General features: G+C 48.0%; 20 protein-coding genes and 1 other RNA gene. 12 read left to right on the forward strand and 9 right to left on the reverse strand.

Annotated elements, in window-relative coordinates; all coding sequences use genetic code 11:
- Positions 1-79: 79 nt before the first annotated feature.
- Genes ACFQZE_RS01515 through pfkA form a run of 3 tightly spaced genes read left to right on the forward strand, consistent with a single transcriptional unit; the run spans position 80 to position 2,528 of the window.
- A complete protein-coding gene (locus ACFQZE_RS01515; RefSeq protein WP_379352930.1) occupies positions 80-397 on the forward strand; it encodes a hypothetical protein in 318 nt (105 codons plus the stop codon).
- A 56-nt stretch (positions 398-453) separates the two neighbouring features.
- Complete coding sequence (locus tag ACFQZE_RS01520; protein WP_379355453.1) at positions 454-1,506, forward strand: tetraprenyl-beta-curcumene synthase family protein; 1,053 nt, start codon at positions 454-456, stop codon at positions 1,504-1,506.
- 53 nt (positions 1,507-1,559) lie between these two features.
- Complete coding sequence (pfkA, locus tag ACFQZE_RS01525; RefSeq protein ID WP_379352932.1) at positions 1,560-2,528, forward strand: 6-phosphofructokinase; 969 nt, start codon at positions 1,560-1,562, stop codon at positions 2,526-2,528.
- Positions 2,529-2,597: 69 nt separating this feature from the next.
- Here pfkA and ACFQZE_RS01530 read toward each other — a convergent pair whose 3' ends face one another.
- The 3 genes from ACFQZE_RS01530 to ACFQZE_RS01540 form a co-directional block, all read right to left on the reverse strand.
- Positions 2,598-3,800 (reverse strand): putative glycoside hydrolase, encoded by a 1,203-nt coding sequence (locus ACFQZE_RS01530; RefSeq protein WP_379352934.1) that lies wholly within the window; start codon positions 3,798-3,800, stop codon positions 2,598-2,600.
- 144 nt (positions 3,801-3,944) lie between these two features.
- Positions 3,945-4,139, reverse strand: a complete 195-nt coding sequence (locus ACFQZE_RS01535) for a hypothetical protein (RefSeq protein ID WP_379352936.1) — start codon at positions 4,137-4,139, stop codon at positions 3,945-3,947.
- A gap of 166 nt (positions 4,140-4,305) precedes the next feature.
- Positions 4,306-5,109, reverse strand: a complete 804-nt coding sequence (locus ACFQZE_RS01540) for a YitT family protein (protein ID WP_379355455.1) — start codon at positions 5,107-5,109, stop codon at positions 4,306-4,308.
- Between the two features lie 174 nt (positions 5,110-5,283).
- Here ACFQZE_RS01540 and cshA point away from each other — a divergent pair, with 174 nt between their 5' ends.
- Positions 5,284-6,921: a degradosome RNA helicase CshA gene (gene cshA / locus ACFQZE_RS01545; protein WP_379352938.1), complete on the forward strand. Its 1,638-nt coding sequence runs from the start codon at positions 5,284-5,286 to the stop codon at positions 6,919-6,921.
- Positions 6,922-7,003: 82 nt separating this feature from the next.
- Here the strand turns inward: cshA and ACFQZE_RS01550 are convergent, their stop codons facing one another.
- Positions 7,004-7,105 carry a YjcZ family sporulation protein gene (locus tag ACFQZE_RS01550; protein WP_379352940.1) on the reverse strand — a complete coding sequence of 34 codons (102 nt, stop codon included), beginning with the start codon at positions 7,103-7,105 and terminating at the stop codon, positions 7,004-7,006.
- Between the two features lie 162 nt (positions 7,106-7,267).
- Here ACFQZE_RS01550 and ACFQZE_RS01555 point away from each other — a divergent pair, with 162 nt between their 5' ends.
- The 3 genes from ACFQZE_RS01555 to ACFQZE_RS01565 all read left to right on the forward strand — a co-directional run bounded on the left by ACFQZE_RS01555 (position 7,268) and on the right by ACFQZE_RS01565 (position 8,822).
- Positions 7,268-8,086 carry a YesL family protein gene (locus ACFQZE_RS01555; RefSeq protein WP_379352942.1) on the forward strand — a complete coding sequence of 273 codons (819 nt, stop codon included), beginning with the start codon at positions 7,268-7,270 and terminating at the stop codon, positions 8,084-8,086.
- 49 nt (positions 8,087-8,135) lie between these two features.
- Positions 8,136-8,318, forward strand: a non-coding RNA gene (gene ssrS, locus ACFQZE_RS01560) — 6S RNA.
- A 114-nt stretch (positions 8,319-8,432) separates the two neighbouring features.
- Positions 8,433-8,822, forward strand: a complete 390-nt coding sequence (locus tag ACFQZE_RS01565) for a DUF1499 domain-containing protein (protein WP_379352944.1) — start codon at positions 8,433-8,435, stop codon at positions 8,820-8,822.
- A gap of 84 nt (positions 8,823-8,906) precedes the next feature.
- On the opposite strand, the gene tpx is transcribed toward ACFQZE_RS01565, so the two are convergent.
- Positions 8,907-9,425 (reverse strand): thiol peroxidase, encoded by a 519-nt coding sequence (gene tpx / locus ACFQZE_RS01570; RefSeq protein ID WP_379352946.1) that lies wholly within the window; start codon positions 9,423-9,425, stop codon positions 8,907-8,909.
- A 116-nt stretch (positions 9,426-9,541) separates the two neighbouring features.
- On the opposite strand from tpx, the gene gltC reads away from it, so the two are divergent.
- Positions 9,542-10,438: a glutamate biosynthesis transcriptional regulator GltC gene (gene gltC / locus ACFQZE_RS01575; RefSeq protein WP_379352948.1), complete on the forward strand. Its 897-nt coding sequence runs from the start codon at positions 9,542-9,544 to the stop codon at positions 10,436-10,438.
- 101 nt (positions 10,439-10,539) lie between these two features.
- On the opposite strand, the gene ACFQZE_RS01580 is transcribed toward gltC, so the two are convergent.
- Both ACFQZE_RS01580 and ACFQZE_RS01585 read right to left on the reverse strand, forming a co-directional pair.
- Positions 10,540-11,205 (reverse strand): zinc metallopeptidase, encoded by a 666-nt coding sequence (locus tag ACFQZE_RS01580; protein WP_379352950.1) that lies wholly within the window; start codon positions 11,203-11,205, stop codon positions 10,540-10,542.
- 36 nt (positions 11,206-11,241) lie between these two features.
- Entirely contained in the window at positions 11,242-11,682 is a 441-nt protein-coding gene (locus tag ACFQZE_RS01585; protein WP_379352952.1) for a MerR family transcriptional regulator, read from the reverse strand.
- Between the two features lie 238 nt (positions 11,683-11,920).
- Here ACFQZE_RS01585 and ACFQZE_RS01590 point away from each other — a divergent pair, with 238 nt between their 5' ends.
- From ACFQZE_RS01590 to ACFQZE_RS01600, 3 genes are read left to right on the forward strand one after another with little or no spacing between them, the layout of a single operon-like run.
- The gene (locus tag ACFQZE_RS01590; RefSeq protein ID WP_379352954.1) at positions 11,921-13,285 is read left to right on the forward strand and encodes an ammonium transporter; all 1,365 of its coding nucleotides are present in this window, start codon (positions 11,921-11,923) and stop codon (positions 13,283-13,285) included.
- Between the two features lie 51 nt (positions 13,286-13,336).
- The gene (locus tag ACFQZE_RS01595) at positions 13,337-14,389 is read left to right on the forward strand and encodes a DUF294 nucleotidyltransferase-like domain-containing protein (protein ID WP_379352956.1); all 1,053 of its coding nucleotides are present in this window, start codon (positions 13,337-13,339) and stop codon (positions 14,387-14,389) included.
- A 51-nt stretch (positions 14,390-14,440) separates the two neighbouring features.
- Positions 14,441-15,175: an exonuclease domain-containing protein gene (locus ACFQZE_RS01600; RefSeq protein WP_379352958.1), complete on the forward strand. Its 735-nt coding sequence runs from the start codon at positions 14,441-14,443 to the stop codon at positions 15,173-15,175.
- Here the strand turns inward: ACFQZE_RS01600 and ACFQZE_RS01605 are convergent.
- Positions 15,161-15,592, reverse strand: coding sequence for a M67 family metallopeptidase (locus ACFQZE_RS01605; RefSeq protein ID WP_379352960.1), 432 nt, complete (start codon positions 15,590-15,592; stop codon positions 15,161-15,163). The two genes, ACFQZE_RS01600 and ACFQZE_RS01605, sit on opposite strands and share 15 nt — an antisense overlap.
- A gap of 303 nt (positions 15,593-15,895) precedes the next feature.
- Here ACFQZE_RS01605 and ACFQZE_RS01610 point away from each other — a divergent pair, with 303 nt between their 5' ends.
- Complete coding sequence (locus ACFQZE_RS01610; protein ID WP_379352962.1) at positions 15,896-16,426, forward strand: TlpA family protein disulfide reductase; 531 nt, start codon at positions 15,896-15,898, stop codon at positions 16,424-16,426.
- A gap of 58 nt (positions 16,427-16,484) precedes the next feature.
- On the opposite strand, the gene cimA is transcribed toward ACFQZE_RS01610, so the two are convergent.
- Positions 16,485-18,104 (reverse strand): citramalate synthase, encoded by a 1,620-nt coding sequence (gene cimA / locus ACFQZE_RS01615; RefSeq protein ID WP_379352964.1) that lies wholly within the window; start codon positions 18,102-18,104, stop codon positions 16,485-16,487.
- Between the last annotated feature and the right edge of the window lie 107 nt (positions 18,105-18,211).

Below are 18,211 nucleotides of genomic sequence, written 5' to 3' on the forward strand. Positions count from 1 at the left end.
TAGTATATCACGCTGCGATTCCGATTTGTGGCTGGATTATTGCCTAACGAAATGGTACATTTAACAGTGGAGGTTTACGATGGCGGATTACCATTTTGTTTGGAGCGAAAGGCTGGGCATTCATCTTCCTTCTTTGAAGCTGGAGTGGGATACATATGGTTTTGAAGAACAATCCCTTATCCTTGAGAGATGGGAAATGATCCGCGGCGGAATTCCTGACGTAATTATGAAATTGGAGCAGACGATCAATATCAAACAAAGCGACTTGAACGAAGAAGACAATTTCGAGCGCTCCTGTCTGTTAACGTACGAAATTGCGGAATACGCGAGCCGAATCAATGAATTGCAAATCTGGTACCGGATGAATCAAGAACTGGAATCGCGCCGGCATTCATAACTTGATTTTCGCGAGAGGGGTGCGACGTGAGACTAACGACTTTATCGGGCAGAAGCATGCCCAAAGGTCCCATAAAGCTAATGCATCGCGTGTATAAATATGTTTTGCCGGATGTTGAGGCTGAGCTGAATAAACTTAGAACGATTGCAGGGAACATCCCTGATCCGGAGCTTCGATTGCAGGCGATCAGCAGCATGAATGATAAAAAATTTCACTGCCAAGGCGGTGGCGTATACGCTGCGGCGAATTTGGACTATCGCCATGTGCTTATCCCGCTAATTGTTGCTCTGCAAACGATAAGTGATTATTTGGATAATTTATGCGATCGCAGCACTTCTCTTGATCCCGATGATTTTCGGCTGCTTCATCAATCTATGCTGGATGCCGTCAACCCTGAGGCTAGCCTTCAGGATTATTATAGGTTGCGCACGGAGCGGGACGACGGGGGATATCTCCATCATCTCGTCAAAACTTGCCAGACTCAGGTAGCCAAACTGCCGTCGTACAAAAGCGTACAAAAGCATGTTGTAGAACTTGTAGGCTTATACGGAGATTTGCAAGTGTACAAGCATATCCGCAAAGATTTGAGAGAGCCGCAGCTGCTCGCTTGGTGGGAGAGCCATAAAGAAAAGTATCCCCAATTGCATTGGAATGAATTTGCCGCGGCAACGGGTTCCACTTTGGGTATGTTTATGCTCTTTTTAGCCGCAAGCGAACAGAACTTGTCCGAAAGGGACGCGGAGAGCATTCGCCATATTTATTTCCCGCATGTATGCGGTCTGCATATTATGCTCGATTATTTGATTGATCAAGAAGAGGACGATGTCGGCGGCGACTTGAATTTTTGCAACTACTATGAAAACAAAAGCTTGCTCGTCGAGCGGATCGGCCTCATTGTAAACCGCGCTAGGGAGGACGTAAAGCATCTCCCGGGATCCGGTTTCCATCAATTAATTATTGAAGGGCTGCTTGCTCTTTATTTATCCGATCCCAAAGTGCGGAACCAAACCGAAGTGAAAGCAGTATCGAAGCAGCTGATGAAAAACAGTCCGCTGACCCGTATCTTTTTTCTGGTGAACAGCCATTGGATTCGGAGGCAACAGGCTTAAGCTTAAAGGACAAAATTGGACTAACTATTACCAACAGTGTGGAGGAATTGACGATGTCAGCAGTAAAATCGATAGCAGTATTGACAAGCGGGGGAGACTCGCAAGGTATGAACGCCGCCGTGCGCGCGGTCGTAAGAAGCGGCTTGTTCCATGGACTTGACGTATACGGAGTGCAAAGAGGCTATCAGGGGCTCCTTAATGACGATTTGCGTCCGATGGACTTGCGTAGTGTAGGCGACATTATTCAGCGTGGCGGAACGATTTTGCAAACGGCTCGTTGTAAAGAGTTTTTGACGCCGGAAGGCCAGCAGCGCGGAGCCGACATCCTGCGCGCCCGCGGTATTGACGGCTTGGTTGTCATTGGAGGCGACGGTTCTTATCAAGGCGCCAATAAACTTAGCAAACTAGGCATCAAAACGATGGGTCTGCCAGGTACGATCGATAACGATATTCCATTTACGGATGCCACAATCGGTTTCGATACAGCCGTCAGCATCGTAGTGGATGCCATCAATAAAATTCGCGACACGATGTCTTCCCATGAGCGTTCCTCAATCGTTGAGGTTATGGGCCGTCATTGCGGCGATATCGCTTTGTACGCGGGGCTTGCGAGCGGCGCAGAAACGATTTTGGTGCCGGAAGTGCCGTTTGACCTAGCAGAAGTGGCCGAGCGTATGAAAACAAATTTTGCCAATGGCAAAAGACACAGTATCATCGTTGTTGCGGAAGGCGCGGCAAAAGGCGAAGAGGTTTCGCAAAAAATAACGGAGCTGAGCGGCATCGAAGCAAGAGTGACGGTGCTAGGCCATATTCAGCGCGGAGGCACGCCAACTGCAGCGGACCGCATTTTGGCCAGCCGCTTAGGCGACTTTGCAGTGAGACAGCTGATAGAAGGCAATTCCGGCAAGTCATGCGGTGTTATTCGCGGAGAACTTGTCACTACCGATATCGATACCGTAGTTCATACGAAAAAGCCGTTTGATATGGGAATGTACGAACTGGCGCTTCGATTGTCTCAATAAGGACGATAGAGCTGACCTTACCGAAAATGACATAATAAAAACTGGCGGATCGTGCTATCCGCCAGTTTTTTATTTGTAGTCTACGCCAGAGGTATATTTATTGCCCGCATTCCAGAGCAGGTATTCATCCACTCCCGAATCGTTTAGCGCTTTGATTTGCGCTTCAACTTCCTCTTTTCCGTACTTCATATAATTCCCTTTGCCGAGCCAGCTTGCTGTAAAATCTTGAATCCATGGGCGAATGATCGGCTTAAGCTCTCCTGTATTTTTTAACTTGTCGAGCGTATCGTCCATCGCGCCTTTGATGGTTTCGTAAGGACTTAAATCGGGAGCTTTCTGCTTGAACCAGCCCGTACTGTAATGGCTCGGATAAATCATCGGAGAAATGACGTGTACGTCATTTGATATTTTGACGAAATCTTGACCGATTCCTTCAGCTGCAGGCACGGAGGCCGCATATCCGAAAATATCGATGGAAACGCGCACGCCTAGCGGCTCCAGCTTTTCTCGTGCATATTTGACGAATCCAGCGACCGCGTCGACCCTTGAGGCATCCGTTTTATTGAAGGTTAAAGTATCAGCCCGGTTTTCAAACCCTTCCGGGAATCGCACATAGTCGAACTGGATTTCTTTGAAACCAAGTTTTGCCGCTTCTTTGGCCAGGGCGATATTGTAGTCCCATACTTCTTGCCGATAAGGGTTGACGAAGCTTTCTCCGCGGTTGTTCTTCCATATCGTGCCGTCGGGCTGAAGAAATGAAAGCTCCGGCTTTTTGACGGCAAGGACTGTATCTTTAAAGACGACAATTCGGGCAATCGGATAAATATCATGTTGCTTCAGCTTGGTCATCAGCTCTTCTATGTTGCCGATAAATTTTTTGGCGGTGCCGATTTCCAAAAGTTCTGGAGTGGTGGTTGGGTACGTGATGTAGCCGTTGTCGTCTTTAATGTCAATAACCATACTGTTCAGATCGGTTTCGTCCACCAGTTTAAGAAGGGAATCCATTCGGGCGCCCCCTGCGCTATGGGCGGTGACATATATGCCCTTCACCTGTGGAGCTTCCGGCTGCGGGTCCTTTTTTTTGGCGGCTTCCGCGATTTGTTCCTCATCTAACGGTTCGCCAGCTATAAGAGGAGAGTCCGGCTGTATAACGGTTTCGCCGGCTGCTGCGTTTAAGTAAGCTACGGCGAGCTTTTTGGCGGTATCGCTGTCCTCGCCGGAACCCGTCAACAGGTTGTACAATAACAGGAAGGTAGAAATAATAATGTCCATAGGCTCTCTCCTCGCAGGCTAATCTGATCAAATTATATCGTAGAGGACTTGTCCGGGTCATCTTTTTTTTGTCGGGCAAAACAAAAAGCCAGCCGAACCGAAGTCGACTGGCGCTAGGAAAAACGCTAAATTCGTAAATATTCATTATTGTAGCAAAGTCTGTTTTTGCCCGTTGCAAATGCTGTGCTGTACAATCTCCATCGCATCGGCCGGCTCCAATAAAGCGAGTCCGTCTCTTAATACGATACTGAGCTCCAACTCGCGTGAGGTGAGAAAAGGACTGAGCTCTGGGGCAAGCTTTTCCACAATCTGTGACAATTTGACCGTTTCCATATCCATCTTAGCCTCACCCTTTCATCCTAATTGTCGTAAACTAGAAAGCTGCAGGGGATAACCTATGGCATGAAACTAAAAGCCAGTGTCCAACAATGCTGGATATACATATTATAACAGGATCGTTTTCAAAAACATAGCGATTGGCATCAAATTCCATTCCTGCGTAGCATTAAGACGTTTCTTGTTTTCTGAAATCGCCGACGATGCCTACCGTTTCCACAATGTTGATAAAAGCGTGCGGATCGATCGCGATAATGACTTTGCAAAGCTCCGCCAGCTCAAACTTGGTGCGAACCGTCATAAGCATATCCCGTTCGTTTGAGGAGTAGGCGCCTCTTGTTTTCATAATGGTAATTCCGCGAGGATGGGTAAGCAGCTTGGCCAAAATGTCTTCCGTTTTGGTAGTAATGATAAACGCGGTCACCTTTAGATGTTTGACGTGGATCAGATCGACGACTTTTCCGGCCGAAAATATCGCGATAAGGGAATAGAGAGCCAGCTCCCAATTTTGCGTAAAAAAAATCAAGATGGCGATGACGAAGCCATTGAGCAGAAAAATGATCATGCCGATCGGCAAGTCCCGCTTTCTCGTCACAATGGAGGCGACGATGTCAAAGCCGCCTGATGAGCCGCCGTGGCGCAGGGCAAGCCCGCTGCCGAAACCGATGATCACCCCGCCGAATACGGCTCCAAGCAGCAAATCGTCCGCTACCTCGACAACGGGGATGAGCTGCAAAAACAACGTGGCGCTTAGGACGGAGTAGATGCTCCAAATAATAAAACGTTTGCCAAGGATGAACCAGCCCCAAATAAGGACGGGAATATTCAGAACGAGATAGAGCCAGCCGATATTGCCGCCCGTTATGTACCCGATCATCATGGAGATGCCGGACAATCCGCCGCTAAGCAACTGGTGCGGAATAAGAAACAAATTGAAGCCCGCTGCCACAAGCAGCGACCCGAGTGTCATCATAGGCAAAGTCAGCAAATAACGCCTCTTATATACGTTCAAACGAATCACCCCCATCAATCAAGTTTCTGTTTTAGTATGGCTTTCGACAGTAAACTGGTATTCATGTTGTTATCTGTGCTATAATGGTTTGGATATTCTTAAGTAGGCTGAAGATAGAAGGAGTTTGAGAAAAGTTTGAAAACATTTGCTGAATTTGGCTTGGAACCTAAAGTGTTGCAAGCAATTACGGAGCTTGGATTCGAGGAGTCAACCCCGATTCAAGACAAATCCATTCCAGTGGCCTTGACAGGAAGAGACCTGATTGGCCAAGCCCAAACAGGTACAGGGAAAACGGCGGCATTCGGGATTCCGCTCATTAACAAAATTCCGGCAAGCGAGGATCGCATCGTTGCTTTAATTATGACGCCAACCCGTGAACTCGCTATTCAGGTGGCAGAAGAGATCGGGAAGCTTACTCGATACAAAGGACTTCGTTCGCTGCCGATTTACGGCGGCCAAGAGATCGGTCGTCAGATTCGCGCGCTCAAGAAGAAACCGCAAATCATTATCGGAACGCCTGGACGTTTGCTTGACCATATCAACCGCAAAACCATCCGTTTGGAAGACGTGCAAACTGTCGTTCTTGACGAAGCGGATGAAATGCTGGATATGGGTTTCATGGAAGACATTCAATCCATTTTGAAGCAAGTACCGGATGAGCGTCAAACGATGCTGTTTTCGGCGACAATGCCGGCCAATATTCAAAAGCTGGCTCAACAGTTCCTGAAAGATCCGGAGCATGTTTCCGTCATTCCGAAACAAGTGACGGCGCCTTCCATCGAACAGGCGTACATCGAAGTTCACGAGCGTCAGAAGTTCGAAGCGCTTAGCAGATTGCTTGATATGGAATCTCCTGAACTTGCAATCATCTTTGGTCGTACAAAACGCCGGGTAGACGAGCTTAGCGAAGCTTTGCAAAAGCGTGGCTATTCCGCAGACGGCCTTCATGGCGACCTCTCGCAAAATCAACGTGACAGCGTTATGCGCAAATTCCGTGACGGCAGCATCGACGTGCTTGTGGCAACCGACGTTGCGGCACGCGGCTTGGACGTATCGGGCGTAACGCATGTTATCAACTTTGACTTGCCTCAAGATCCAGAGAGCTACGTTCACCGGATCGGCCGTACCGGTCGCGCAGGCAAAGAGGGCACGGCATGGTCATTCGTCACGCCGCGCGAAATTGATCACCTGCACTTCATCGAGCGCATTACGCGCCAGCGGATGAACCGCAAGCCGCTGCCAAGCATCGCGGAAGCGATCGAAGGCAAGCAGCGCGTAACGGCAGAACGTGTTCTTGAAGTCGTTCAAAGCGAAGAGTTTAACGAATACAAAGCAATCGCAATTCAATTGCTTGAGCAATATGATTCCGTGCATTTGGTTGCAGCGGCAATGAAATTGCTAACTGGCGAGAAGAAAAACATCGATATCGAATTGACACCGGAAGAACCGCTTCGCGCGAAAAAGCGCAGACCGGATATTCGTTCCAACGGTCGTCCTTTCAATCGCAGCGGATCAGGCGGTTATGGCGGTCAACGCAGCGGCGGAAGCAGCAGTGGTGGCGGCGGTTATCGCGGACGCGATGACAGACGCAGTGGCGGCGGCCAACGCGGCGGCTATGAAAGCCGTGGCGGATCATCGGGCGGTTATGGCGGCGGCGGATACAAGCGCAGCGGCGAAGGTCGCAGCAGCAGTGAAAGCCGGAGCAGTGAAGGCCGCAGCAGCGGCGGCGAACGCCGTCCAAAAAGCTCGTCCGACGATTTCGTAAACAACTAATCCAGCAACAAAAACCGGGGAAGTCCGTGATGCCTTGCGGGCATCCGGATATCCCCGGTTTTTTCGTTTATCAATCGTTTTATTAGAAACAAAACGTTTTTGCAATGATGAATAAAAGGATAAACAATACAAGGATCGCGCCAATCGATGAAAATCCTCCGCAGCCATGGTTTACGTTGCCCATACAGCAACCCCCTTTAATTTTTGGGTGGGTGAATATACAGTATCGTATGCCGATTCGTCTATATGGCTTAGACGGAGGCCCAGGCGGCGGAAATTGGGCGGACGAATGACTACCTCCGCATGTCGCTAGGCACGACCATCACTTATTTTGGAGGCAGCACTAATGGAACCTAAAGGACTAATGGGTGGATTTTACCGAATTTCGGAATGGATTATGCGGCTTGCCGTCATTAATTTGCTGTGGATTATTTGTTCCTTTCCGTTTATCGCCTTTTTGTTTATGACACTTATTGCTTATCTGCCTTCTATTACTCAGGAGCAAATTGACCAACACGGTGTTTTGAGATTTTTAGTGGAACCTGTATTGATCTTTGCCGTCTTGGCGCCGCTCACTTTGTTTCCGGCCACTGCCGCCATGTTTACGGTTGCCCGCAAATGGGTGACAGGAGAGGTCGATGTTCCGCTCTTCAAAACGTTTTTCCGAGGTTATAAGGAAAACTATAAACAAAGCTTGCTTGGCGGCATTGTTTATACGTTGCTCTTTATTCTAATGTTCATTGATTTTATCGCATACCGTGAACAATTAGGCGCAATCGCATACATTTTCTTGGCGTTGCTGGCTTTGCTTGGAGCTTCGGTATTCAACTATTTCTCCATGCTCGTGCATTACCACATGAAAACGTTTCAATTAATTAAAAATGCGGTTTTGATTACGATCGGAAAGCCGATTCGGTCCATTACGACCGCTCTCATGTGCGGACTTGTTATTTACTTCAGCTTCGCTCACTTTACTTTCTTGCTTCCGTTTTTTACGGGAAGCGTCGTTGCTTTTGTAGCTTATTGGAATTTTAATATCATTTATACAAAGCTGCAGGAGCAAGCGGAAAAAATAAGAAAATCGGAAGAGCAGGCGGCGGAGGAAGCCGCTGAGCTGGACCGCGAAGACCTGGTAAAAAACGATAACAAGCTATCCAATAAATAACAGGTGGATTGAAAGTTTACTTTTACTGCCGTTCCGTCTATAATAGCTATACATCCTGCGATGTTCGTCACGGCTCTTCGTTGTTTTGAACCAATGGCTGTTTCACGGGAGACCTAAATTGCTATGCGGCTGACACGCCCTCGAAAGGGGATCTCAAAACCGTAGCTGCGGACACCCACCTGCGAGAGCGGGTTCAGAAACATGTGAGTCGGACGGCATAGGCGGGTTTCTAAAATCAATTAGAGCGATTGCCGGTAATGGTTTCCGGTGAAAGCTCTTTTTTCATATGTAAAAACGTGTTATGATTAGAACTAATGTATATAGACGCTAGAGGGGGAGATTCTTGTTGTTGAAGCGGACCTTAATCGGGCTGCTGCGCAGTCATGAACAGAGTGGCGACAAGGCGAAGGATCCAATGCTGAAATCGCATTTCTACAAGCTTTCAAAGGATAAGGCTTGGGAAGAAGTCGCATCGACTCTGAAGAAGATGCAGGGCTACAAGGTGCTCCATGAAGTCCCGAATGTAGGGGAAATTGTGCTGGAGAAGCGTACGGTAACTGGCCGTACAATGGACATTACCGTTTCCGTTATTAGCGTGAATCCGTTAACGTCCGCGGTAGATATTTATTCGGCTTCCCGCGGCTCGCTAGGAGACCTTGGTTCCAATTATCGTGTAATCCTTGAAATATACCGTGTGCTGGATAAGAAGCTTGCGACTTTCAAAGTAAATAGCTAATACATAACAAAGCGAGGAAGGTTGACCTTCACTCGCTTTGTTTGCGGTCTATTGCTGCTTCGTTGCTGCTGCCGCTCTGGCGGTTTACAGCAATTTTTTCGCTGCCTCAATCGCTTGCTCGTAGTTTGGATGTTCTGTCATTTCGGACAGGTACTCTACGTATTGGACAGTGTCATTTGCGTCTAGTACGAAGATGGAGCGCATATCAAGCGCAAGCTCTTTGATGAGTACGCCGTAAGCTTCGCCGAAGTTGTTGTTTTTATAATCGGATAGCAAGACGACTTTGTCGATGCCTGCGGAAGCGCACCAGCGGGATTGTGCGAACGGAGTATCTACGCTGACGGTAAGGATGACTACGTTTTCACCGAGTGCTGCCGCTTCTTCGTTGAAACGACGGGTTTGCGCGTCGCAGACGCCTGTGTCGATGGAAGGAACTACGCTGATCAATTTTACTTTTCCTGCGAAATCTTTGAGACTTACGCTTTCTACAAGCGATTTGTTCAAAGTGAAGTCAGGAGCTTGGTCGCCAGCGTTCAGCTGAGGTCCGATTAATGTGATAGGATTGCCCTTTAAAGTGGCAACGCCAGTACGTTCTTGTGCCATAATATCATTTCCTCCTTGAAATGGTTTGTACGATACGTGATCAATTATAATCGCAATGAAATGCGATTGTCCAATATGTGGTGTGTAAATACGAAGCGGGAGAGATAAAGGGACGTATGGAACTCAGGCAGCTGTATTATTTCGTCAGAGTAGCGAGAAAAGAACATGTCACCCAGGCGGCCGAAGAGCTGCATGTCGCTCAGTCGGCGGTTAGCCGCCAAATTCATCAGCTTGAAGAAGAGCTTGGGGTTAAACTTTTTGTGCAGAAGGGAAGAAATCTTCAATTAACGCCTGTCGGAGCTCTTTTTCTAAAGCGCGCTGAAGTCATCTTGGCGGATCTGGAACGTGCGGTCATTGAGATGCATGAGTTTCTCGATCCGGAAAAAGGTGAAATTCGGCTAGGTTTCCCGCATAGTCTCGGCATTTCGTTAATACCTCAAGTGGTGGCGTCGTTCCGCAAGCTTCACCCTAATGTGAAGTTTCGGTTTAAGCAAGGGATGTATCCGTCATTAATTCGCGATCTTGTAAAAGGGGATATCGATCTTGCTTTTATTTCGCCATTTCCAAAAGAGCATGATCAAGTTTGCGGCGAGGTGCTGCTGACGGAGGAGTTGTATGCCATCGTTCCGCCAGGCCATCCGCTTTCGGAAGAACAGTTCATTGAGCTCAAGCAATTGGAGCATGAAACGTTTGTCCTGTTTAGCGAGGGGTATTCCCTTCGCCCCATTGTTTGGGATGCTTGTCTAGCGGCCGGTTTTGAGCCGAAGATCGGTTTCGAGGGCGAGGAGACCGATACCATTAGAGGACTGGTTGCGGCCGGTATGGGGGTAAGTCTGCTGCCGGAAATGGCGCTTCATCATACGGGACCGCTTCAGCCGGCCAAGGTTCGGATTAGCGAGCCGTCTGTTACGCGAACGATTGGGCTTATTCATCGAAATAATGAAAAGCTGCCGCTGGTGGCCAAAGTGTTTCACAGCTTTTTGCTTCGGTATTTTCAGGAAAAAGAAGGATAGTTATTTTGCGGGGTCAAAAAAGAGCCTTATGCGATTGAAAGGGAATCCGTGCTGGTTGTCCAGCCGATGTCCTTTCACTCAAGCATAAGGCTCTTTTGTATTTAATTCCTGTTCTGAGTGAAGATCAAAATATATCGGATCAGCTCCAGCAAAGAAAGGAGTGCTGCGGCTACATAAGTCAAAGCGGCGGCGTTTAGCACTTTGGCCACTCCGCGCTCTTCATCTTTTCTAATAAAGCCTTCTGAAATCATTAGTCTGCGCGCTCTGTTGCTGGCGTTGAATTCAACGGGCAGCGTAATGAGCTGAAAGGCAACGGCAACCGAAAAGAAAATAATGCCGATCCCGATTAAATTGAATTGGTTAAACAAGAAGCCGGCAATCAATAAAAACGGCGCGACGCCGGAAGCGAAGTTGACGACCGGGAATATGCGGTGCCGGGCGACCAGAAATGGATAAGAAACGGAATGTTGGATCGCATGGCCAACCTCATGACAAGCTACAGAAATGGCCGATATCGACTTTTCATAATAGACGGGCTCCGAAAGTCTTACAACCCGCTTAATGGGATCGTAATGATCCGTCAAAGCTCCAGGAACGGGCTCGATCGGCACATCGTGAAGACCGTTGCGGTCGAGCATTTGTCTAGCGGCTTGATACCCGGTAAGTCCGCCGCTTGTTTCCACATGAGCCCACTTTTTGAAAGTTCCTTTGACGCGGAATTGGGCCCAGATCGTTAAGATGAAAGCTGCAATGATGAGAATAAACATGGTGTCATTCCTCCATCCTTTATTTCAGGACAAATATTACATGAGAGAACTTTTGTTAATCAGCAACATAAGAGCTTCAATGCAAGCCGCCGTTTGCGGGGTAAGCTGAGTGTACAGCTTGCTCGCTTGACGCGGCTTCAATTGTTTAATGACAGGCTCAAGTTCTTTCGCTTCCCGCTCCAACTGGGTCAGGTGCTGCTGGATTTCCGTCAGCTTTAAAGATATCTTTTGTTCGGGCGAAATTTTGCTCCAGTTGTCGAGGCTGGCCTTGATCTCTTCTAACGTATATTTGTCCTTTTTCATTTCTTCAATACGTTCCAGCCGCCCTAAAGTTTCTTCACCGTAAAGTCTGTAATTTTTTTCCGTGCGCTCTTCGGGCTCAATTAGGCCGATCGAGGTGTAATAATCAATCGTTCGTGCGCTCACTTGAGCTAGTCTGGATAATTCGCCGATGCGGAACAATTTTATTTCCTCCATCCTTTCACCGCCCTTTACATTCTATATTTTTATGATAATAGGAAAGGAACCATACAGTCAAACGTTACGCTTATCGGAATTTTGGAAAAATCTTAACGTTCGTGTCAGGTTAAGTGCCGAATGTTAGACTTTTTTCTAAATTTCAAAAAATTATGATTGTCAAAAAGGACCTCTCTGACTATAATGACAATAAGTCTTTCGTTGAATGTTAGAAAACATAACACAAGGAGTGGTCATATTGATTAAGAAGACATTAGTTGCGTTAGGTTTTATCTCGATTTTATTCCCGTTGGCGGCTTTTGCGGAGGACCCTTCGGTTGCGGTGCTGAACATGGGATTAAATTCATTATGGATCACACTTGCTTTTATTCTTGTCTTATTAATGCAAGGCGGATTTATTCTTCTAGAAGCGGGCTCGACCCGAATGAAAAATGCAGGCCATGTTGCCGGAAAAACGATTTTTACAGTAGGGCTGGCCGCGTTGGTGTATTGGGCTATAGGATACGGCATAACATTCGGCGGCGATAGCGCCATAAGCAAGTTCATCGGATGGGGCGAATTTTTCTTTAACCCTGCTACTCAAGCAGCCGAAGGCGACAGCTATCCATCTGCCATTTACTTCTTGTTCCAATTTGCTTTTGCAGCTATTTCACTCTCCATCGCTTGGGGCGGATTCGCAGAACGCGCTAAGCTTTCCTCATACGTTGTATTCACCGTATTTTTTACAGCATTCATTTACCCTGTAGTGGCGCACTGGATTTGGGGCGGCGGCTGGCTCGCGGAACACGGAGCGCAAGACTTTGCCGGTTCTACGGTCGTTCATCTTACGGGCGCTGCAGCCGCATTCGTAGCCACCATACTGCTTAAACCTCGTATCGGAAAATTTAACAAAGACGGCTCTGCCAACGAGATTTTGGGACATAACCAAGTATTCACCGCTTTATCTGTATTGCTTCTATGGGTAGGCTGGTTCGGCTTTAACGCAGGCTCCACCGTTTCGATCGGCGACGGCTTTTTTACTTACGTCGCTTTCACAACGATGCTGGGCGCAGGCGGCGGCGGGGTAGCGGCGTTATTGATTTCATGGGCGGTAACTGGAAAAGCAGACATTACGACTATGCTTAACGGTACGCTGGCAGGACTGGTTGCCATTACGGCTTCATGCGCGTTTGTTGATCCTTGGGCAGCGGTTGTCATCGGTCTGGTAGCGGGCGTTCTTGTATTCTACAGTGTGAAAATGTTCGAAAAGCTTAAAGTCGACGATCCGATTTACGCATTGTCTGTTCACGGTATGGCCGGCATTTGGGGTACGCTGGCAAACGGCATTTTTGCAACGCAAGCTTTGGCTGAAAAAGTGAACGTAGGGCAGGGCGGTCTGATCGATACGGGAAGCTTTAAGCAGCTTTGGGTTCAGCTGGAATCCGTTGTTTTTGCAGGCGCGTTTGTACTAGTGGCTTCTTTTATCGTTCTTGGCGGTATTAAACTGACTATGGGATTCCGAGTCACGGAAGAACAAGAAATTATCGGCCTTGACCTGAGCGAGCATGGCGCTTATGGTTATCCTGAGCAATTGAAAAAACCAGGAGGAAGCATTCAAGGCTAACGAGCGTTTAAGCAAACATACATCCGGCTGATCAAAGGGAGAGGGCGGCGCATGAGCGATCCTTCGCATTCGCAGCTTACGAAAAAGATCGGTTTTGCCGATCATATCGGCGGGCTGCGTTCAGTACGAGATCAATTCCATGATTATATGTTACAATTCCTTCCCCTCCAACCGGCCGAACCATTAAATGAGCAAATAAACGATACGCATGACGCTATTATTCGCAAGGCGATTATGCTTTCAGAAATGGAATTGGCACGGCAGGGGATGGATAGTCCCCCCGTGCCCTATGCTTATTTATTGTTCGGAAGCGGAGGGAGGAAAGAGCAGACCTTGTCCAGCGATCAAGATAGCGGGCTTGTCTATCGCGATCCTGAACGAGGGAGGGAGGGAGAAACCAAACAATATTTTTTACGGCTGAGCGCTTGTATCGTGCAAAACTTAATTGAAGCCGGATATCCTCCTTGCGAAGGAAGCGTCCTGAGCAGCAACCCGGAATGGTGCCACTCCTTATCCGAATGGGGAGAGAAGCTGGAGGGCTGGTTTAAGGAGCCGACATGGGAAGCGGTTCGTTATTTGCTTATTTTGGCCGACGGGCGCTCTGTTTTTGGAGACGAAGGTTTGCTGGATGCTATTCAAGATATGTTTTATACCGATACGCTGAATCATCCCGTTATTTTGAGCCGAATGATGGACAATACGATGCGCCACAAAGTGCTGGTTGGCGTGTTCGGCCAGCTGCTTAAGGAGCGTTACGGCCAGGATGCGGGAAGTCTGGATATTAAATACGGAGCCTATATTCCAATGGTCAATTCGATCCGATTGATGGCGATCCATTCCAATATTAGAACGACCTCCACGCTAGGAAGACTTAGGAAGCTGGTAGAGATCGGTAAGCTGACGGAAGAAGAAGGCAAATCGTACGAGCAGGCTTTCCGGTTTATATTGAGATTAAGGCTTATGACGACAGAGCATATGACGGACAATGTTTATGGAAATAACGGAAAGCTGCCCGGCAGCAAGCTGACAAAAGAAATGGCGGACGAGTTAAAAAGCAGCTTGAGGCAAGGAAAGAGGCTTCAGCGGTCCGTATTTCGTATCTAAACTATTGGTGGGAAGGCTTATGTAAGCGCGGCAAGAAGGCGGTGGGAAAACGTGAAAGAGCAAAGAGGCGTTGGACGCATGTGGAACCTTTACAAAATGGGAGGGGTCACCCCTGCTATTGCTTCCTTTTTAGGATCGCCAAATGCGCAGCAAATGGCTTTTATAAGGAATGCTAACCGCGAGCAGCGCAAGCAATCCTTGCTGGATACACCGCTGAGAGAGCTTGACATTGTTGTATTTGATTTGGAAACAACCGGTTTTCATTCCGCCGGGGGCGACGAAATTATTTCTTTTGGAGCCGTTGTCGTTCGCAGCGGTGAATTGTTGGAAAAAGAGACGTTTTATCGTTTGGTCAACCCCAAACGACTCATTCCAAAAGCGATTGTCGAGCTTACCGGCATCACGAACGAAATGGCGCGAAGCGCCCCTGACTTAATGGAAGTGCTGCATGATTTTATGGCCTTTATCGGACGTCGTTTATTGATTGCTCATGGGGCCGGGCACGACAAGCAGTTTTTAAATGCGGCTTTATGGCGTACTTCCAAAGTGCGTCTGAACCATCGGGTGCTGGATACGATGATGGTTGCCAAATGGCTGGAGCCTGCAAGGGAGAGCTATCAGCTTGACGATCTTTTGGAGAGCAGCGGCATTCCAATTACAGAAAGGCATCATGCACTGCAGGACGCTCTTATGACGGCACGGCTATGGCAAAACTATTTGCAGCGGATTTCCGAGCGCAATATTGTGACGCTGGGCGATTTGTACGCATATTTAAGCAAGCATTAACGTGAGCCTCTCGAAAGTATTGTTTTGAAAGCAATAAACTCCCACCTGTGGTTCGTTTTCGTGAAGCAAGGATACAATCCAGTAGTATAAATCGGATTCGTGAGGCCAAGACGTTTTGTCTCGGATAGAAGGAATTGCCTCCGTCCGGGGATGGGAATGAAATAAGCCGACAAGCCTTTGTCGGTTTTTTTGCATGGCAAAAAAGGCGGAGGTCCAGTCCTCCGGATCGAATGAAAAAGAATCGAGCGGTTCTTTATGCGTATTGCGAATCGGCCTAACAAAATCAATCGTTTGCGATCCTTCATTGCAGGCGAGCAAGCCGCAAGCTTCAAACGGTCGTTCGTTCAGACAGTAGTCAATTAAACTGCGGTAAGCGTCTTTGCTAATCGCAACGGCTTGCTGGGGCTGACTTGGCATGGCGATCGTTCTCCTGAGCATGTTCCATTTTATTTTAGTATACAGCAGTTAGAAGTGTAATCAATGCTGATATCAGCCACGAGAGATGAACGAGCGCCTAAGGTATGAATAAAGCTGTTAATACCGAAAATAACGATAGCCATGTTGTAAAATGATAAAAAATCGACCGCTTCAGCTGCGATGTGAACGAGAGTCGTGACGGTTTTATGGCTAAAGTGCCCGTTGTATTGAGCTTCCATATAGCGGCATGTTACGATGAAACTGATTATTAAAGGATTACGGGTGAAGGATGGTAAGGAACACATGAATAAATGGGTCGGTTTTTTTGTAGTCGCTTTTTTATTTGCCGGTTTGGCCGTTTATCAATATGTAAAAGGTGACACGGAGGAAACTGCAGCTTCTGGCGACTTTAAGCCGAAGGCCGGCTTTGCTGCGGCAAGCTTTGAGCTGCCCGGTTTGGATGAGAAAAAGTATGCGGTAGGCGGCAAAAGCGAAAAGCTTATTTTTGTGAACTTCTGGGCCTCCTGGTGTGGTCCATGCGAGCTCGAAGCGCCCGATTTGCAGAAGCTTCACGAAAAATATGGGGATCAAATGGTGTTGTACGGCGTAAACTCGACTCAATACGATAAGGAACGCTCTGCGAGGCAATTTGTAGAGGAACAGGGCTTTACGTTTCCGATTTTAATGGATCGGCCCGGCGACGTTACCAAACAGTATAAGGTCAATACGTTTCCGACGAGTTTTTTGATCGATTCCAATGGGGTTATTCGCGAAAGGATCAACGGAGTCATTCCGTACGAGGAATGGGAGCGGCTCATTACTAAATATTTGTAGCACAAAAAAGCTGATGCTTGCAAGGAATATTCATTCCGCAAGCATCAGCTTTTCCTGTTTATTGATTGACGAGACCGAGCCGTTCGGTTGTTTCCGCGCCAGAAGAATGGGATTTCACTTTGTCCATCCCTAACAAGGCGTAACGTACGCTTGCCAGAAGAGCTTCCCAGCTCGCTTCTATGACGTTGCTGGATACGCCTACCGTGCTCCACGTATTTTCAAGATCGGTCGACTCCACAAGGACGCGTACCTTTGCAGCGGTCGCATCTTTTTCATCGATGACGCGGACTTTGTAGTCGGACAAATGGAACTGCTCAATTTTCGGATAAAATTGAACAAGAGCTTTGCGCAGTGCATTGTCGAGCGCGTTGACTGGGCCGTTGCCTTCAGCGGCGGTATAGACCTGCTGTCCGTCCACGTTGATTTTGACAATGGCTTCGGACACCATGACGCCATTCGTTTTTTCAACATGCATTTTGAACGACTCGACGGTAAAAACTTCCTTTAAATCGGTGAAGGCTTGGCGAAGCAGCAGTTCCAACGAAGCGTCAGCGCCTTCAAATTGATAGCCTTGATGCTCAAGATCCTTGATTTGATCCATAATTTGTTTCGTTTTTTCGTTGTTGGCATTAACGTCGAGGCCAAGCTGAGCGGCTTTAGATATAATATTGCTTTGACCTGCTAGCTCCGATACCAAAATCCGCTGTTTGTTGCCCACCAGATCAGGCTGGATGTGCTCGTACGTTTTGGAATCCTTCATAATGGCCGAAACGTGGATTCCGCCTTTGTGGGCAAATGCCGCATTGCCGACATAAGCTTGACCGACCGGCATATGCACGTTTGCGATTTCGCTCACATAACGCGCTGTGCTCGTCAAAGTGCGCAGCTTCTCTTCCGGCAGGCAGGAATAGCCCATTTTGATCTGCAAGTTTGGAATGATCGAACAAAGGTTGGCGTTGCCGCAGCGCTCTCCATATCCATTAATCGTTCCCTGTACCTGGCGCGCCCCCGCCCCGATGGCTGCAAGGGAGTTTGCGACAGCAAGCTCGCAATCGTTATGGGTGTGAATACCGATCGGTGTAGTAAGCTCCGATCTTACACGCGTAACGATATCATGAATCTCATGAGGAAGCGTACCGCCGTTCGTGTCGCAAAGAACGAGCCAGTCCGCTCCAGCATCTTGTGCTTTGCGGAGTGCGGCCAGCGCATATTCCGGGTTATGCTTGAAGCCGTCGAAAAAGTGTTCCGCATCGTACATCGTTTCAAGCCCGTTCCGTTTCAAAAAAGCAAAGGAGTCGTAAATCATCGACAAGTTTTCTTCTAGTGTCGTTCCGAGCGCCGTATGGACATGGAAATCCCAAGCTTTGCCGACAAGCGTAGCGGCTGGAACGCCGGACTCCACGATCCGCAGCAAGCTGACGTCTTGCTCCGCAAGGGAGTGTTTGCGGCGAGTGCTGCCAAACGCGGTAATGCGCGCATTCAGCTTCAACGTTTGGACGCGCTGAAAAAACTCGATGTCCTTGCTGTTGCTGCCAGGATTGCCGCCCTCAATATAATGAACGCCCAAGGCATCCAGCTTTTGAGCGATTTTCAGTTTATCGTCTGCGGACAGGCTGATTCCTTCTCCTTGCGTACCGTCCCGCAGCGTCGTATCGAAAATAGAGATGTTTGCGGACATATCGGTCTGACGCCTCCTTCACTGGTAGCCTTTTCAAATCATAATGTACTATTATAGCACTTTATCTATTTAAAGTAGAGGGGGAAAGTCACATTTTTCGGTCAATT

The sequence above is a fragment of the Paenibacillus sp. GCM10027627 genome (genome assembly GCF_042675505.1).
Lineage (GTDB): Bacteria > Bacillota > Bacilli > Paenibacillales > Paenibacillaceae > Pristimantibacillus.

Coding starts and splice junctions, on each gene's coding strand:
- ACFQZE_RS01515 (WP_379352930.1), top strand. CDS start 80: ATGGCGGATTACCATTTTGTTTGGAGCGAAAGGCTGGGCATTCATCTT.
- ACFQZE_RS01520 (WP_379355453.1), top strand. CDS start 454: ATGCCCAAAGGTCCCATAAAGCTAATGCATCGCGTGTATAAATATGTT.
- pfkA (WP_379352932.1), top strand. CDS start 1,560: ATGTCAGCAGTAAAATCGATAGCAGTATTGACAAGCGGGGGAGACTCG.
- ACFQZE_RS01530 (WP_379352934.1), bottom strand. CDS start 3,800: ATGGACATTATTATTTCTACCTTCCTGTTATTGTACAACCTGTTGACG.
- ACFQZE_RS01535 (WP_379352936.1), bottom strand. CDS start 4,139: ATGGATATGGAAACGGTCAAATTGTCACAGATTGTGGAAAAGCTTGCC.
- ACFQZE_RS01540 (WP_379355455.1), bottom strand. CDS start 5,109: ATGATGACACTCGGGTCGCTGCTTGTGGCAGCGGGCTTCAATTTGTTT.
- ACFQZE_RS01550 (WP_379352940.1), bottom strand. CDS start 7,105: ATGGGCAACGTAAACCATGGCTGCGGAGGATTTTCATCGATTGGCGCG.
- ACFQZE_RS01555 (WP_379352942.1), top strand. CDS start 7,268: ATGGAACCTAAAGGACTAATGGGTGGATTTTACCGAATTTCGGAATGG.
- tpx (WP_379352946.1), bottom strand. CDS start 9,425: ATGGCACAAGAACGTACTGGCGTTGCCACTTTAAAGGGCAATCCTATC.
- gltC (WP_379352948.1), top strand. CDS start 9,542: ATGGAACTCAGGCAGCTGTATTATTTCGTCAGAGTAGCGAGAAAAGAA.
- ACFQZE_RS01580 (WP_379352950.1), bottom strand. CDS start 11,205: ATGTTTATTCTCATCATTGCAGCTTTCATCTTAACGATCTGGGCCCAA.
- ACFQZE_RS01585 (WP_379352952.1), bottom strand. CDS start 11,682: ATGGAGGAAATAAAATTGTTCCGCATCGGCGAATTATCCAGACTAGCT.
- ACFQZE_RS01595 (WP_379352956.1), top strand. CDS start 13,337: ATGAGCGATCCTTCGCATTCGCAGCTTACGAAAAAGATCGGTTTTGCC.
- ACFQZE_RS01605 (WP_379352960.1), bottom strand. CDS start 15,592: ATGCCAAGTCAGCCCCAGCAAGCCGTTGCGATTAGCAAAGACGCTTAC.
- ACFQZE_RS01610 (WP_379352962.1), top strand. CDS start 15,896: ATGAATAAATGGGTCGGTTTTTTTGTAGTCGCTTTTTTATTTGCCGGT.
- cimA (WP_379352964.1), bottom strand. CDS start 18,104: ATGTCCGCAAACATCTCTATTTTCGATACGACGCTGCGGGACGGTACG.